Genomic DNA, 14,331 nt, shown 5'->3' with positions numbered 1-14,331 from the left:
TACGCGATGTATCGGCGTTAAGCGTGCATTCAGCATTTGTCAGGTCGAACCAAACCCCGTTTCAAGCATCTATAACCCCGATCTCTCGCGGTTATGGCCAGGGGTGCCAGGCCTTGACGGTCGGGCTCGATGGCTGACACTGCACTCTGCAATCCAAATGAATTTGATAGGGAAGGAACACCACAATGGCTTTGACTAAAGACCAACTGATCGCTGATATCGCCGAATCCACTGACACCACCAAGGTTCAAGTACGTGCAGTACTGGAGCAACTGGCTCAGATCGTTGGTGACCAGCTGGACAACGGCGGCGAAATCACTCTGCCAGGTGTTGGCAAGCTGAAAGTGGCCGAGCGTCCAGCCCGTACCGGCCGTAACCCTTCGACTGGCGCTGCCATCGAAATCGCTGCGAAGAAAGTGATCAAGCTGGTTGTGGCCAAAGGCCTGACCGACTCGATCAACAAGTAATACGCAGCAAAAAAACCGTGCATCGGAGCGATCCGGGCACGGTTTTTTGTTGCCTGCGATTTGCCTCTAGCGCACCCAGCGCTGGCGCCAGATCTGTTGCTCGTTCTTGGTCTGGAAGGTCCATGCCACAAAACGGCTCTGTTTCTGGCCCTGGGACATCTCCACCACCTGGCTTTCCAGGACCCCGGCCTTTTTCAGCGCGGTCTCGATGGCAGGCAGGTTGGACGCTTTTGACACCAGAGTGCTGAACCACAGCACTTTATGCGCAAAATGCGCGCTTTCGGCGATCAATTGCGTGACAAACCGCGCCTCACCGCCCTCGCACCACAGCTCTGCCGATTGGCCGCCGAAGTTCAATACCGGCAATTTGCGCTTGGGATCGGCCTTGCCCAGGGCACGCCACTTGCGCTCGCTGCCTTTGGTCGCTTCATCCATGGAGGCATGGAAGGGCGGGTTGCACATGGTCAGGTCAAAACGCTCACCCGGCTCCAGCAGCCCCAGCAGAATATGCTTGGGATTGGTTTGCTGGCGCAGTTGGATGACCTTGCTCAGGTCATTGGACTGCACAATGGCCTTGGCGGCGGCCACGGCGGTCGGGTCGATCTCGGAGCCGAGGAAGTTCCAGCGGTAGTCCATGTAGCCGATCAGCGGATAGACGCAGTTGGCGCCCATGCCGATGTCCAGCACCTTGACGATCGAGCCACGGGGAATTTTGCCGTCATTGACGCTGGCCAGCAGGTCGGCGAGGAAGTGCACGTAATCGGCACGGCCCGGCACCGGTGGGCACAGGTAGTCAGCCGGGATATCCCAGTGCTGCACGCCATAGAACGCCTTGAGCAGCGCCCGGTTGAACACCCGCACCGCGTCCGGGCTGGCGAAGTCGATGCTTTCCTTGCCGTAGGGGTTGAGGATCACATACTGGGCCAGTTCTGGCGTGGTCTTGATCAGCGCGGGGAAGTCGTAACGGCCCTGGTGGCGGTTGCGCGGGTGCAGGGTCGCTTCCTTGCGCGGCGCGACGGGCTTGGCCGTGGCGGCGGTTTTCGGCTTCTTGCGGGGCGGTTTGGGTGTGCTGGGGGCGGTCATGATGATTCTGGTGTTGGCTCAAAGTGGCGGCCATTGTCACACATCCTGAGCCCAACCCGTTCAACTGTAGGAGCCGGCTTGCCGGCGATGCGGGTGACTCGGTGTATCGGGCAGACCGAGGTGATGCTATTGCCGGCAAGCCGGCTCCTACATTGATTGGGTTTGCAGGGCCAAAAAAAAGAGACCCGAAGGTCTCTTTTTTACGCAGGCCGGCCCTTACAGGCTGGAAATCCGCGCATGTTGCTCCGCCAGCTTGCCCAACGCCTGTTCGGCCTCGGCCAGCTTGGCGCGTTCCTTGTCGATGACTTCGGCCGGGGCCTTGTCCACGAACGCCGCATTGGACAGCTTGCCGCCGACGCGCTGCACTTCGCCCTGCAAACGCAGGATTTCCTTGTCCAGGCGTGCCAGTTCGGCGCCTTTGTCGATCAGGCCGGCCATCGGCACCAGCACTTCCATCTCGCCAACCAGTGCGGTGGCAGACAGCGGTGCTTCGGCGCCATCAGCCAATACGGTGATCGACTCCAGCTTCGCCAGCTTCTTGAGCAAGGCGTCGTTCTCGGTGAGACGGCGCAGGTCTTCGGCACTGGCGTTCTTCACGAACACTGCCAAAGGCTTGCCCGGGCCGATGTTCATCTCGGCGCGGATGTTGCGCGTGCCGAGCATCAGGGCCTTGAGCCATTCGATATCGCTTTCGGCGGCCTCGTCGATGCGGGCTTCATTGGCCACCGGCCAAGGTTGCAGCATGATGGTCTTGCCTTCGATACCGGCCAGCGGCGCCAGGCGCTGCCAGATTTCTTCGGTGATGAACGGCATGAACGGATGCGCCAGGCGCAACGCCACTTCCAGCACGCGCACCAGGGTGCGACGGGTGCCGCGCTGGCGCTCGATCGGTGCGTTCTCGTCCCACAGCACCGGCTTGGACAGTTCCAGGTACCAGTCGCAATACTGGTTCCAGATGAACTCGTACAGCGCTTGTGCGGCCAGGTCGAAACGGAACTGGTCGAGTTGGCGGGTCACTTCGGCTTCGGTGCGCTGCAACTGCGAGATGATCCAGCGATCAGCCAGGGACAGCTCAAAGGCTTCGCCGTTCTGGCCGCAGTCTTCGCCCTTGTCCAGCACGTAGCGCGCCGCGTTCCAGATTTTGTTGCAGAAGTTGCGATAGCCTTCGACGCGGCCCATGTCGAACTTAATGTCGCGACCGGTGGACGCCAGCGAGCAGAAGGTGAAGCGCAGGGCATCGGTGCCGTAGCTGGCGATGCCGTCGGCGAACTCGTCGCGGGTCTGCTTCTCGATCTTTTTCGCCAGTTTCGGCTGCATCAGGCCCGAGGTGCGCTTTTGCACCAGGGTTTCCAGGTCGATGCCGTCGATGATGTCCAGCGGGTCCAGCACGTTGCCCTTGGACTTGGACATCTTCTGGCCCTGGCCATCACGCACCAGGCCGTGTACGTACACGGTCTTGAACGGCACCTGCGGGGTGCCATCCTCGTTCTTCACCAAATGCATGGTGAGCATGATCATCCGGGCAACCCAGAAGAAAATGATGTCGAAACCGGTGACCAGCACGTCGGTGGAGTGGAATTTCTTCAGGAACTCGGTCTGCTGCGGCCAGCCCAGGGTCGAGAAGGTCCACAGGCCCGAACTGAACCAGGTGTCCAGTACGTCGTTGTCCTGTTGCAGCGCCACGTCCGCACCGAGGTTGTGCTTGTCGCGCACTTCGGCTTCATCGCGGCCGACGTAGACCTTGCCCGACTCGTCGTACCAGGCCGGAATGCGGTGGCCCCACCACAACTGACGGCTGATGCACCAATCCTGGATATCGCGCATCCACGAGAAGTACATGTTTTCGTACTGTTTGGGCACGAACTGGATACGGCCATCTTCCACGGCAGCAATCGCAGGTTCTGCCAACGGCTTGGTGGAGACGTACCACTGGTCGGTCAGCCACGGCTCGATCACCGTGCCGGAGCGGTCGCCTTTCGGTACTTTCAGGGCGTGGTCATCCACGCTGACCAACAGGCCGGCGGCATCGAACGCAGCAACGATCTGCTTGCGCGCTTCAAAGCGGTCGAGGCCGGCGTATTCGGCCGGGATCTTGCCGTCGATGCTGTCGTTCAGCGTGCCGTCGAGGTTGAACACCTGGCAGGCCGGCAGAACGGCGGCGTTCTTGTCGAAGATGTTCAGCAGCGGCAGGTTATGGCGCTTGCCGACTTCGTAGTCGTTGAAATCGTGGGCCGGGGTGATTTTCACGCAGCCGGTGCCGAATTCAGGGTCGCAGTAATCATCGGCGATGATCGGGATGCGGCGGCCGACCAATGGCAGCTCGACAAATTTGCCGATCAGGGCCTGGTAGCGTTCGTCTTGAGGGTTAACGGCCACGGCGGCGTCGCCGAGCATGGTTTCCGGACGGGTGGTGGCGACGATCAGGTAGTCGTTGCCTTCGGCGGTCTTGGCGCCATCGGCCAGCGGGTACCTGAGGTTCCACAGGAAACCTTTCTCGTCGTGGTTTTCCACTTCAAGGTCGGAAATCGCCGTGTGCAGCTTGGTATCCCAGTTCACCAGGCGCTTGCCGCGGTAGATCAGGCCATCTTCGTGCAGGCGCACGAAAGCTTCCTTGACCGCTTCCGACAGGCCGTCGTCCATGGTGAAGCGCTCGCGGCTCCAGTCTACGGACGAGCCGAGGCGACGGATCTGACGGCTGATATTACCGCCGGACTGGTCCTTCCATTCCCAGATTTTTTCCAGGAATTTCTCGCGGCCCAGGTCGTGACGGCTCTGGCCGGTGGCTTCCAGTTGGCGTTCCACCAGCATCTGGGTGGCGATGCCGGCATGGTCGGTGCCCGGCTGCCACAGGGTGTTGCGACCCTGCATGCGGCGGAAACGGATCAGGGCGTCCATGATCGCGTTGTTGAAACCGTGACCCATGTGCAGGCTACCGGTGACGTTCGGCGGCGGGATCATGATGGTGTAGGACTCGCCCGCACCTTGCGGAGCGAAATAGTTCTCGGACTCCCAGGTCTGGTACCAGGAAGTTTCAATAGCGTGCGGCTGGTAGGTCTTATCCATGCGCGGCGGGACCCTAGTTGGCATTTATTCAGGAAAGCCGACAAGTATAACGAGGGATAGGGGAGAGGGCGAGACGAAGAGAAGGGCTACGGCTGGCGCGGGTCAAATGTGGGAGCGGGCTTGCCCGCTCCTACAGGGGATCTCAGGACTGGTACTGGCTGAGCAACCGCTCCATGCGCGCATCCATCCGGCGCTTGATCTCGGTTTCGATGTGCGGGGCAAAGTCGTCGATCACGTCCTGCATGATCAATTGCGCAGCGGCGCGCAGTTCGTTGTCCAGGTGCAGCAGCAAGGCGTCGGGGGCTTTTTCGGCGGCAGGTTGCGCGGGCGCCGCTTGTACGACGGGCGGCTCGACAGGCTCGGCTACGCCAGGCTTGGCGCCGACCTGGTCGAACAGCAGAGGGATCTGTACCTCTTCTGCGACAGTATCGGTCAGCAGCGGTGGTTGCAGGTTGTCATCACCCAGCAACTGGCGGATCGACTCAAGGTCGTCCAGCAGGTGGTCAGACGGTTTTAGCGGGTTTGAAGTGTCCATCATGTGCTCAGAGTCGCTGTAATCGGTGATCTTGCAGAGAATAGCCCTGTTCGCGGTAGAAACGGAAACTCTCCCGCGCGGCCTGACGAATAGCCGGATCTTCCACCACCACTTCCGCCACGCGGGCGAAACCCTTGGCGAACGCCGGCACTTTCAGGTCCAGGTTGACCAACAGGTCATGGTGATCACCACAACTGTCGCCCACACCCAGTACCACCAGGCTCTCAGGCTCCGATTCTGCGGGGCCGTGGGGCACGAAGCTCTCGCCCTTGAAGCGCCACAGGCGGGCATCGAGGTCGTCACGCTGGGCGCTGTCGCTGCAATGCAGGTAGATGCGATGGCCCATGCGCCAGGCTTTTTCCGTGAGCTTGCAGGCAAAGTCCAGGCGCGCCGACGGATCGGCGCTGGGCAATATATAGAAGTCGACTTGGGTCATTACATGTCCTGCAGCGGCCTGCATGCTTTACCTGTAGGAGCGAGCTTGCTCGCGAAAATCGTTAACGATGACGCGTTCATTCTGAATGAACGCGTTGTCCTCAGGTTTTTCGCGAGCAAGCTCGCTCCTACAGGGTCAAGCAGGGGCCGTGATGTTTAGGCCTTGGCGCGATCCAGCAGGTATTGGGTCAGCAGCGGCACCGGACGACCGGTAGCGCCCTTGTCTTTGCCACCGCTGGTCCAGGCGGTGCCGGCGATGTCCAGGTGGGCCCAGTTGAAGTTCTTGGCAAAGCGCGACAGGAAGCAGGCGGCGGTGATGGTGCCGGCCTTTGGCCCGCCGATGTTGGCGATGTCGGCGAACGGGCTGTCCAGTTGCTCCTGGTACTCATCGAACAACGGCAGTTGCCACGCACGGTCGTCGGCGGCCTTGCCGGCGCTGAGCAGTTGCTCGACCAGCTCGTCGCTGTTGCCCAGCAGGCCCGAGGTATGGGAACCGAGGGCGACGATGCAGGCACCAGTCAGGGTCGCGATATCGATCACCGCCTGTGGCTTGAAGCGCTCGGCGTAGGTCAGGGCATCGCACAGCACCAGGCGACCTTCGGCGTCGGTGTTGAGGATTTCCACGGTCTGGCCGCTCATAGTGGTGACGATGTCACCTGGGCGCGCAGCCCCGCCGCTCGGCATGTTCTCGGCACAGGCCAGGATGCACACCAGGTTGATCGGCAGCTTGAGTTCGAGCACGGCACGCAGGGTGCCGAAGACACTGGCGGCGCCGCCCATGTCGTACTTCATCTCGTCCATGCCGGCGCCCGGCTTGAGGCTGATGCCGCCAGTGTCGAAGGTGATGCCTTTACCGACCAGGGCGAACGGCTTGTCGGCCTTCTTGCCGCCGTTGTATTGCATGACGATCAGGCGGGGTGGCTGGTCGCTGCCCTGGCCCACGGCATAGAACGAGCCCATGCCCAGTTCCTTGATCTTCTTCTCGTCGAGCACTTCGACTTTCAGGCCCTTGAACTCTTTACCCAAGGCCTTGGCCTGCTCGCCGAGGTAGGTCGGGTGGCAGATGTTGGGTGGCATATTGCCCAGGTCGCGGGTGAACGCCATGCCGGCGGCGATGGCCTGGGCGTGGGTGGTGGCGCGCTGTACTTCAGCCTGGGCGGCCTTGATGGTCAGCAGGGTGATTTTCTTCAGGGCGCGGGGTTCGGCTTTCTGGCTCTTGAACTGGTCGAAGGTGTAGCCGCCATCCAGCAGGGTTTCGGCCAGCAGGCGGGTCTTGCCATAGCTGTCGCGGCCCTTGACCACGATTTCGTCCAGCGCCAGTGCCGCATCGCTGCCGCCCAGGCCCTTGAGGGTGTTGAGGATGGCGCTGATGATCTTGCGGAACGGGCGGTCGCCCAGTTCGGCGTCCTTGCCCACGCCCACCAGCAATACGCGGTCGGCCTTGAGGTTGGGCAGGCTTTGCAGCAGCAGGCTTTGGCCGACCTTGCCGGCCAGGTCGCCACGCTTGAGCACGGCGCTGATGGCGCCACCGCTCAGTTCATCGACTTGTTTGGCGGCCGCGCCGAGCTTGCGGCCTTCGCCGATGGCGACCACGAGGGTGGCGGTCTTCAACGTTTCGGGGCTAACGCTTTTTACAACCAATTCCATGTTCGGGTCCCTTATATAAGGTCAAAGAGCCTGGAGTCTGTACTCCGGCCTGTAGGCTGGGCCGCCTGTAGGCGAGCCCGACAAGGCCCGCAGTTTGTACCGCGCCGCCCGAGCCTGACAACCCTTGACGCCAGCTTTGTGCACGGCTGTGAGCAAGCTCCGTGACAGGCGCCGACAATCACAGGATAATGCGCCATCTTTTTCGCCGGCCCGTGTCAACGGGGCGACTTGATATGCTTGCTTGTTTGGCCGCCTTAGCCTGACAACCCTGGAGTGTCTGGTTTGATTGTCTTCCGTTATCTGTCCCGCGAAGTCCTGCTGACCCTGAGTGCCGTGAGTGCGGTGTTGTTGGTCATCATCATGAGTGGTCGTTTCGTCAAATACCTGGCCCAGGCTGCCTCGGGGGCCCTGGATCCGGGTTCGCTGTTCCTGATCATGGGCTTTCGCCTGCCGGGGTTCCTGCAACTGATCCTGCCCCTGGGCCTGTTTCTCGGGATCCTGCTGGCCTATGGCCGGCTCTACCTCGAAAGCGAGATGACCGTGCTCTCGGCCACCGGCATGAGCCAGCAGCGCCTGCTGGCCATGACCATGGTCCCGGCCACTGGCGTGGCGCTGGTGGTGGCCTGGTTGAGCCTGAGCCTGGCCCCCCAGGGCGCCATGCAGTTCCAGCTGGTGCTCAACAAACAGGACGCGATGACCGAGTTCGACACCCTCGAGCCGGGCCGTTTCCAGGCGCTCAACGACGGCACCCGCGTGACCTACACCGAGCGCATGACCGACGATCGGGCCAACCTCGGCGGCGTGTTCATCTCCGAGAAGCGCCTGGGCCAGGACAAGAAAGACCGTGGAATTTCCGTACTGGTGGCCGATAGCGGGCGCCAGGAAGTGCGTCCGGATGGCAGCCGCTACCTGATCCTGGAGAACGGCTATCGCTACGACGGCAGCCCCGGCCAGGCCGACTACCGCGCCATCAAGTACGACACCTACGGGGTGATGCTGGCCCGGCCGGATGTGAGCAACGAGGTCACCGACCGCGACGCGATCCCGACCCCGGCCCTGATCGGCAGCAAGGAGTTGCGCTCGATTGCCGAACTGCAATGGCGTATTTCCCTGCCACTGCTGGTGTTTATCGTCACGCTGATGGCGGTGCCGCTGTCCCGGGTCAACCCGCGCCAGGGCCGCTTCCTCAAGCTGCTGCCGGCGATCCTGCTGTACATGGCCTACCTGACCATCCTGATTTCCGCCCGTGGCTCCCTGGAGAAGGGCAAGCTGTCGCCGACCCTGGGGCTGTGGTGGGTCCACGGCATCTTCCTGGTGATTGGCCTGGGCCTGCTGTATTGGGAACCGATTCGCTTGAAAATGCAGAGCCGTCGCGGCATGAAGGAGATGGCTCGTGGGTAAGTTGGATCGCTACATCGGTAGCAGCGTACTGGTCGCCATCCTGGCGGTATTGGGCATCATCCTCGGGTTGGCGTCGTTGTTTGCCTTCATTGATGAAGTGGGCAACGTCACCGATACCTACACGGTCACTGACGTACTGAGCTACGTGGCGCTGACCGCACCGCGCCGCCTCTACGACATGATGCCAATGGCCGCGCTGATCGGCTGCCTGATCGGCCTGGGCAGCCTGGCCAGCAACAGCGAGCTGACCATCATGCGCGCGGCGGGGGTGTCCATCGCCCGTATCGTCTGGGCCGTGATGAAACCCATGCTGCTGTTGATGGCCGCCAGCGTGCTGATCGGCGAATACGTGGCGCCACCGGCAGAAACCACCGCCCAGGCCAACCGTGCGCTGGCCCAGGGTTCGGGCGATGCCCAGAGCTCCAAGCGAGGCCTGTGGCACCGCCAGGGCGATGAATTCATCCACATCAACGCGGTGCAACCCGGTGGCCTGTTGGTGGGTGTCACCCGTTATCGCTTTGATGAAGAGCGCCACATGCTGTCGTCGAGCTTTGCCAAACGGGCACAGTTCAATGACAACCAGTGGGTGTTGAGCGATGTCACCACCACTCATTTCCGCAACCCCGGCAAAGGCACCGAGGCCAGCACCGAGGTGATCAACGAGCCGACACAGGCCTGGGACATCGCGCTCAAGCCGGAACTGCTCAATACCGTGGTGATGATCCCGGAAAGCCTGCCGATCTCCGGTTTGTGGAGCTATATCCACTACCTCAAGGACCAGGGCCTGAACAACGGCCGCTACTGGCTGGCATTTTGGGTCAAGGTGTTGCAGCCGGTGGTGACCGCTGCACTGGTGTTGATGGCGATTTCGTTTATTTTCGGCCCGTTGCGCTCGGTAACCCTGGGCCAGCGGGTATTTACCGGGGTCTTGGTAGGGTTCACCTTCCGCATTGCCCAGGACCTGCTGGGGCCGTCGAGCCTGGTATTCGGCTTCTCGCCGCTGTTTGCGGTGCTGGTGCCGACCGCCATCTGTGCCCTGGCCGGGTTCTGGCTGCTGCGCCGGGCCGGTTGATCCGCGCTTGTTGAACAAAAAATGCCCCATTCGCAAGAACGGGGCATTTTTGTTATTGGTCGCCAAAGATGACGTCTGGCCCGAGCATCAGGTACAATTCCCGGCTATTTTTCAGCGGGCAATCTGCCTGCAGCCTTTTTGAGTGTTGATCCGTGAGTGATTTGAGTCATATCCGCAATTTCTCCATCATCGCCCACATTGACCATGGTAAGTCGACGCTGGCCGATCGATTCATCCAGATGTGCGGCGGCCTTGCCGAGCGTGAAATGGAAGCCCAGGTCCTGGACTCCATGGACCTCGAACGCGAGCGCGGGATCACCATCAAGGCCCACAGCGTTACCCTGTACTACACCGCCAAAGACGGTATCAAGTACCAGCTGAACTTCATTGACACCCCGGGCCACGTCGACTTTACCTATGAAGTCAGCCGTTCCCTGGCGGCCTGTGAAGGCGCGTTGCTGGTAGTGGATGCGGGCCAGGGCGTAGAAGCCCAGTCCGTGGCCAACTGCTACACCGCCATCGAGCAGGGCCTGGAAGTCATGCCGGTGCTGAACAAGATCGACCTGCCACAGGCCGATCCGGACCGCGTGAAGGAAGAAATCGAAAAAATCATCGGCATTGACGCCACCGACGCCGTCGAGTGCAGCGCCAAGACTGGCCTGGGTGTCGACGAAGTGCTCGAGCGCCTGGTCAAGACCATTCCCGCGCCAACCGGCAACTACGAAGATCCGCTGCAAGCGTTGATCATCGACTCCTGGTTCGACAACTACCTGGGCGTTGTGTCCCTGGTACGCGTGCGCCATGGCCGGGTGAAGAAGGGCGACAAGATCCTGGTCAAGTCCACCGGCAAGATCCACCTGGTGGACAGCGTCGGTGTATTCAACCCCAAGCACACCGCTACCACTGATCTGAAAGCCGGTGAAGTAGGCTTCATCATCGCCGGTATCAAGGACATCCACGGTGCGCCGGTCGGTGACACCCTGACCTTGAGCTCGACGCCTGATGTCGATGTGCTGCCAGGTTTCAAGCGCATCCAGCCACAGGTTTATGCCGGTCTGTTCCCGGTCAGCTCGGACGACTTCGAGGATTTTCGCGAAGCCCTGCAAAAGCTGACCCTCAACGACTCTTCGTTGCAGTACACCCCGGAAAGCTCCGACGCCCTGGGCTTCGGCTTCCGCTGCGGGTTCCTGGGCATGCTGCACATGGAGATCATCCAGGAGCGCCTGGAGCGCGAGTACGACCTGGACCTGATCACCACCGCGCCAACCGTTATTTTTGAGCTGGCGCTGAAAACTGGTGAAACGATTTACGTCGACAACCCGTCCAAGTTGCCGGATCTGTCGTCCATCGAAGACATGCGCGAACCGATCGTGCGCGCCAATATTCTTGTGCCGCAGGAACACCTGGGCAACGTCATTACCCTGTGTATCGAAAAGCGTGGCGTGCAGCACGACATGCTGTTCCTCGGTACCCAGGTCCAAGTGACCTACGATTTGCCGATGAACGAAGTGGTCCTGGACTTCTTTGACCGTCTCAAATCCACCAGTCGCGGCTATGCTTCGCTGGATTACCATTTCGACCGTTATCAATCGGCCAATCTGGTGAAGCTCGATGTATTGATCAACGGTGACAAGGTTGATGCCCTGGCGCTCATCGTCCACAAGGACAATGCGCACTACAAAGGTCGCCAACTGACCGAGAAGATGAAAGAACTGATTCCGCGCCAGATGTTCGACGTCGCGATCCAGGCCGCCATTGGCGGGCAGATCATTGCGCGGACTTCCGTCAAGGCACTCAGAAAGAACGTACTGGCCAAATGCTATGGCGGCGACGTGAGCCGTAAGCGCAAGCTGCTCGAGAAGCAAAAGGCCGGTAAAAAACGCATGAAGCAAGTGGGCAACGTGGAAATTCCACAAGAAGCCTTCCTTGCGGTGCTCAGGTTGGATAGTTAGGTCCTATGTCACTAAATTTCCCGCTGTTGCTGGTCATCGCCGTTGCCGTCTGTGGTCTCCTGGCGCTGCTCGATCTGCTGTTCTTCGCCCCGCGTCGTCGGGCGGCCATCGCGTCCTATCAGGGCAGCGTCAGCCAGCCCGATGGCGTAGTGATCGAGAAGCTGAATAAAGAGCCTTTGCTGGTTGAATACGGCAAGTCGTTCTTCCCGGTGTTGTTCATCGTGCTGGTGCTGCGCTCGTTTCTGGTAGAGCCGTTCCAGATTCCTTCGGGCTCGATGAAACCAACCCTGGATGTGGGCGACTTCATCCTGGTGAACAAATTTTCCTACGGGATCCGCTTGCCGGTGATCGACAAGAAAATCATCGAGGTGGGTGATCCGCAGCGCGGTGATGTGATGGTGTTCCGCTACCCAAGCGACCCGAACGTCAACTACATCAAGCGTGTGGTCGGCCTGCCGGGTGACGTGATCCGCTACACCAGCGACAAGCGCCTGTTCGTCAATGGCGAATCGGTGGCCGAGAAACTCATCGGTTCCGAGCCGAACACCCTGGGCAGCGCCGAGCTGTACGAGGAAAAACTCGGGGCGGTAGAGCACCAGATCCGCAAGGAAATGAGCCGCTACCGTTCGCCGCCCGACAACCAGTGGACCGTGCCTGCCGGGCACTACTTCATGATGGGCGACAACCGCGACAACTCCAATGACAGCCGCTACTGGGATGATCCAAGCATTCCCAAGGAGCTGCTGGGCATGGTTCCCGACCAGAATATCGTCGGCAAGGCCTTCGCGGTCTGGATGAGCTGGCCCGAACCCAAGCTCAGCCACCTGCCGAACTTCTCGCGGGTGGGGCTGATCAAGTAATCCATGCGGCGCTGTGAACACAGCGCCGAATGCTTTTCTGGGGCTTGGACATTGGTCCGGCCTCGAGCAACACACAGCATTGCCAGGATTTGAATTTGAACACAGCGTTAATCGTCGATGGCCTTTGCCGCCACGTACTGAAAGTAGGTAAACCGTGAGCGTTTCTTTGAGTCGTCTTGAGCGTCAGCTCGGTTACACCTTCAAGGACCAGGAATTGATGGTCCTTGCCCTCACACACCGCAGTTTTGCCGGGCGCAACAACGAACGCCTGGAATTCCTCGGTGATGCCATTCTCAACTTCGCCGCTGGCGAAGCCCTGTTCAACCGCTTCCCCCTGGCCCGTGAAGGCCAGTTGTCGCGCCTGCGCGCGCGCCTGGTGAAAGGCGAGACCCTGGCCGTCCTGGCCCGTGGTTTTGACTTGGGCGAATACCTGCGCCTGGGTTCCGGCGAGTTGAAAAGCGGCGGTTTCCGCCGTGAGTCGATCCTGGCCGATGCCCTGGAAGCCCTGATCGGCGCGATCTATCTCGATGCCGGGATGGAAGTGGCCAAGGAGCGGGTCATGGCCTGGCTGGCGTCGGAAATCGACAGCCTGACCCTGGTGGATACCAACAAGGATCCCAAGACCCGCCTGCAGGAATTTTTGCAGTCGCGCGGCTGCGAACTGCCACGCTACGAAGTGGTGGATATCCAGGGTGAGCCGCATTGCCGTGTGTTCTTCGTCGAATGCGAAGTCACCTTATTGAACGAAAAAAGCCGAGGTCAGGGTGTGAGCCGTCGTATTGCCGAACAGGTAGCGGCCGCTGCAGCACTGATTGCCCTGGGCGTGGAGAATGGCCATGACTGATTCAACCGCAACACGCTGTGGCTATGTTGCCATCGTCGGCCGTCCCAACGTGGGCAAGTCCACGCTGCTCAACCATATCCTGGGGCAGAAGCTGGCGATCACCTCGCGCAAGCCGCAGACCACCCGCCACAACATGCTGGGCATCAAGACCGAAGGCAACGTGCAAGCGGTCTATGTCGACACCCCGGGCATGCACAAAGGCGGCGAGAAAGCCCTGAATCGCTACATGAACAAGACCGCTTCAGCGGCGTTGAAAGACGTCGACGTGGTGATCTTCGTGGTTGACCGCACCAAGTGGACCGATGAGGACCAGATGGTGCTGGAGCGTGTGCAGTATGTCACCGGCCCGTTGATCGTCGCGCTGAACAAGACCGACCGTATCGAAGACAAAGCCGAGTTGATGCCGCACCTGAGCTGGTTGCAGGAACAACTGCCGAACGCCCAGATCATGCCGATCTCGGCCCAGCACGGGCACAACCTTGAAGCCCTGGAGCGGGTGATCGCCGGCTACCTGCCGGAGAACGAGCACTTCTTCCCGGAAGACCAGATCACCGACCGCAGCAGCCGTTTCCTTGCCGCCGAACTGGTACGCGAGAAAATCATGCGCCAGATGGGCGCCGAGCTGCCGTACCAGATCACCGTGGAAATCGAAGAGTTCAAGCAGCAGGGCAAGACCCTGCATATCCACGCGCTGATCCTCGTCGAACGTGACGGCCAGAAAAAAATCATCATTGGCGACAAGGGCGAGCGCATCAAGCGCATCGGCACCGAGGCGCGCAAGGACATGGAATTGCTGTTCGATTCCAAGATCATGCTTAACCTGTGGGTGAAGGTTAAGGGCGGCTGGTCTGATGATGAGCGCGCACTGCGCTCCCTGGGCTACGGCGACCTGTAATCAGTCACCAGTAACACCGCAGGACAAAATGTGGGAGCGGGCTTGTGTGGGAGCTGGCTTGCCTGCGATAGCATCGC

General features: G+C 60.6%; 12 protein-coding genes. 7 read left to right on the top strand and 5 right to left on the bottom strand.

Going from position 1 to position 14,331, the window contains the following annotated elements; all coding sequences use genetic code 11:
* The first annotated feature begins 185 nt into the window (after nucleotides 1-185).
* The gene (locus tag ACO77H_RS22545) at nucleotides 186-467 is read left to right on the top strand and encodes an HU family DNA-binding protein (RefSeq protein ID WP_169954510.1); all 282 of its coding nucleotides are present in this window, start codon (nucleotides 186-188) and stop codon (nucleotides 465-467) included.
* A gap of 66 nt (nucleotides 468-533) precedes the next feature.
* Here ACO77H_RS22545 and rlmF read toward each other — a convergent pair whose 3' ends face one another.
* The 5 genes from rlmF to ACO77H_RS22520 form a co-directional block, all read right to left on the bottom strand.
* Nucleotides 534-1,550, bottom strand: a complete 1,017-nt coding sequence (rlmF, locus tag ACO77H_RS22540) for a 23S rRNA (adenine(1618)-N(6))-methyltransferase RlmF (RefSeq protein WP_169954509.1) — start codon at nucleotides 1,548-1,550, stop codon at nucleotides 534-536.
* A 216-nt stretch (nucleotides 1,551-1,766) separates the two neighbouring features.
* Nucleotides 1,767-4,613 carry a valine--tRNA ligase gene (locus tag ACO77H_RS22535; RefSeq protein WP_432754580.1) on the bottom strand — a complete coding sequence of 949 codons (2,847 nt, stop codon included), beginning with the start codon at nucleotides 4,611-4,613 and terminating at the stop codon, nucleotides 1,767-1,769.
* A gap of 142 nt (nucleotides 4,614-4,755) precedes the next feature.
* Nucleotides 4,756-5,148 (bottom strand): DNA polymerase III subunit chi, encoded by a 393-nt coding sequence (locus ACO77H_RS22530; RefSeq protein ID WP_170041798.1) that lies wholly within the window; start codon nucleotides 5,146-5,148, stop codon nucleotides 4,756-4,758.
* 7 nt (nucleotides 5,149-5,155) lie between these two features.
* Entirely contained in the window at nucleotides 5,156-5,584 is a 429-nt protein-coding gene (locus tag ACO77H_RS22525) for a DNA polymerase III subunit chi (RefSeq protein ID WP_169954506.1), read from the bottom strand.
* Between the two features lie 155 nt (nucleotides 5,585-5,739).
* Nucleotides 5,740-7,230, bottom strand: a complete 1,491-nt coding sequence (locus ACO77H_RS22520; protein ID WP_169954505.1) for a leucyl aminopeptidase — start codon at nucleotides 7,228-7,230, stop codon at nucleotides 5,740-5,742.
* A 282-nt stretch (nucleotides 7,231-7,512) separates the two neighbouring features.
* Here ACO77H_RS22520 and lptF point away from each other — a divergent pair, with 282 nt between their 5' ends.
* From lptF to era, 6 genes are all read left to right on the top strand, one after another.
* Nucleotides 7,513-8,631: an LPS export ABC transporter permease LptF gene (gene lptF, locus ACO77H_RS22515; RefSeq protein WP_169954504.1), complete on the top strand. Its 1,119-nt coding sequence runs from the start codon at nucleotides 7,513-7,515 to the stop codon at nucleotides 8,629-8,631.
* On the top strand, nucleotides 8,624-9,703 hold the full coding sequence (lptG, locus tag ACO77H_RS22510; protein ID WP_169954503.1) for an LPS export ABC transporter permease LptG: 1,080 nt from the start codon (nucleotides 8,624-8,626) through the stop codon (nucleotides 9,701-9,703). Before lptF ends, lptG begins: the two co-directional genes overlap by 8 nt.
* Before the next feature lie 152 nt (nucleotides 9,704-9,855).
* Nucleotides 9,856-11,655 (top strand): translation elongation factor 4, encoded by a 1,800-nt coding sequence (gene lepA, locus ACO77H_RS22505; protein WP_003210439.1) that lies wholly within the window; start codon nucleotides 9,856-9,858, stop codon nucleotides 11,653-11,655.
* A gap of 5 nt (nucleotides 11,656-11,660) precedes the next feature.
* Nucleotides 11,661-12,515 carry a signal peptidase I gene (gene lepB, locus ACO77H_RS22500; RefSeq protein ID WP_032859965.1) on the top strand — a complete coding sequence of 285 codons (855 nt, stop codon included), beginning with the start codon at nucleotides 11,661-11,663 and terminating at the stop codon, nucleotides 12,513-12,515.
* Between the two features lie 154 nt (nucleotides 12,516-12,669).
* Nucleotides 12,670-13,359 carry a ribonuclease III gene (rnc, locus tag ACO77H_RS22495; RefSeq protein WP_029297476.1) on the top strand — a complete coding sequence of 230 codons (690 nt, stop codon included), beginning with the start codon at nucleotides 12,670-12,672 and terminating at the stop codon, nucleotides 13,357-13,359.
* Nucleotides 13,352-14,254, top strand: coding sequence for a GTPase Era (gene era / locus ACO77H_RS22490; protein WP_029297473.1), 903 nt, complete (start codon nucleotides 13,352-13,354; stop codon nucleotides 14,252-14,254). Before rnc ends, era begins: the two co-directional genes overlap by 8 nt.
* The last annotated feature ends 77 nt before the right edge of the window (nucleotides 14,255-14,331 follow it).

Origin of the sequence: Pseudomonas sp. WMBT8 (genome assembly GCF_050916005.1) — a bacterium.
GTDB lineage: Bacteria > Pseudomonadota > Gammaproteobacteria > Pseudomonadales > Pseudomonadaceae > Aquipseudomonas.
The sequence above is the reverse complement of the archived record's forward strand: the minus strand, read 5'-3'. Positions and strand labels throughout refer to the sequence as shown.

Excerpts from the sequence above, each read along its gene's own strand:
- ACO77H_RS22525 (WP_169954506.1), bottom strand. The coding sequence starts at position 5,584 with ATGACCCAAGTCGACTTCTATATATTGCCCAGCGCCGATCCGTCGGCG.
- era (WP_029297473.1), top strand. The coding sequence starts at position 13,352 with ATGACTGATTCAACCGCAACACGCTGTGGCTATGTTGCCATCGTCGGC.
- ACO77H_RS22520 (WP_169954505.1), bottom strand. The coding sequence starts at position 7,230 with ATGGAATTGGTTGTAAAAAGCGTTAGCCCCGAAACGTTGAAGACCGCC.
- ACO77H_RS22535 (WP_432754580.1), bottom strand. The coding sequence starts at position 4,613 with ATGGATAAGACCTACCAGCCGCACGCTATTGAAACTTCCTGGTACCAG.
- lepB (WP_032859965.1), top strand. The coding sequence starts at position 11,661 with ATGTCACTAAATTTCCCGCTGTTGCTGGTCATCGCCGTTGCCGTCTGT.
- ACO77H_RS22530 (WP_170041798.1), bottom strand. The coding sequence starts at position 5,148 with ATGGACACTTCAAACCCGCTAAAACCGTCTGACCACCTGCTGGACGAC.
- ACO77H_RS22545 (WP_169954510.1), top strand. The coding sequence starts at position 186 with ATGGCTTTGACTAAAGACCAACTGATCGCTGATATCGCCGAATCCACT.
- rlmF (WP_169954509.1), bottom strand. The coding sequence starts at position 1,550 with ATGACCGCCCCCAGCACACCCAAACCGCCCCGCAAGAAGCCGAAAACC.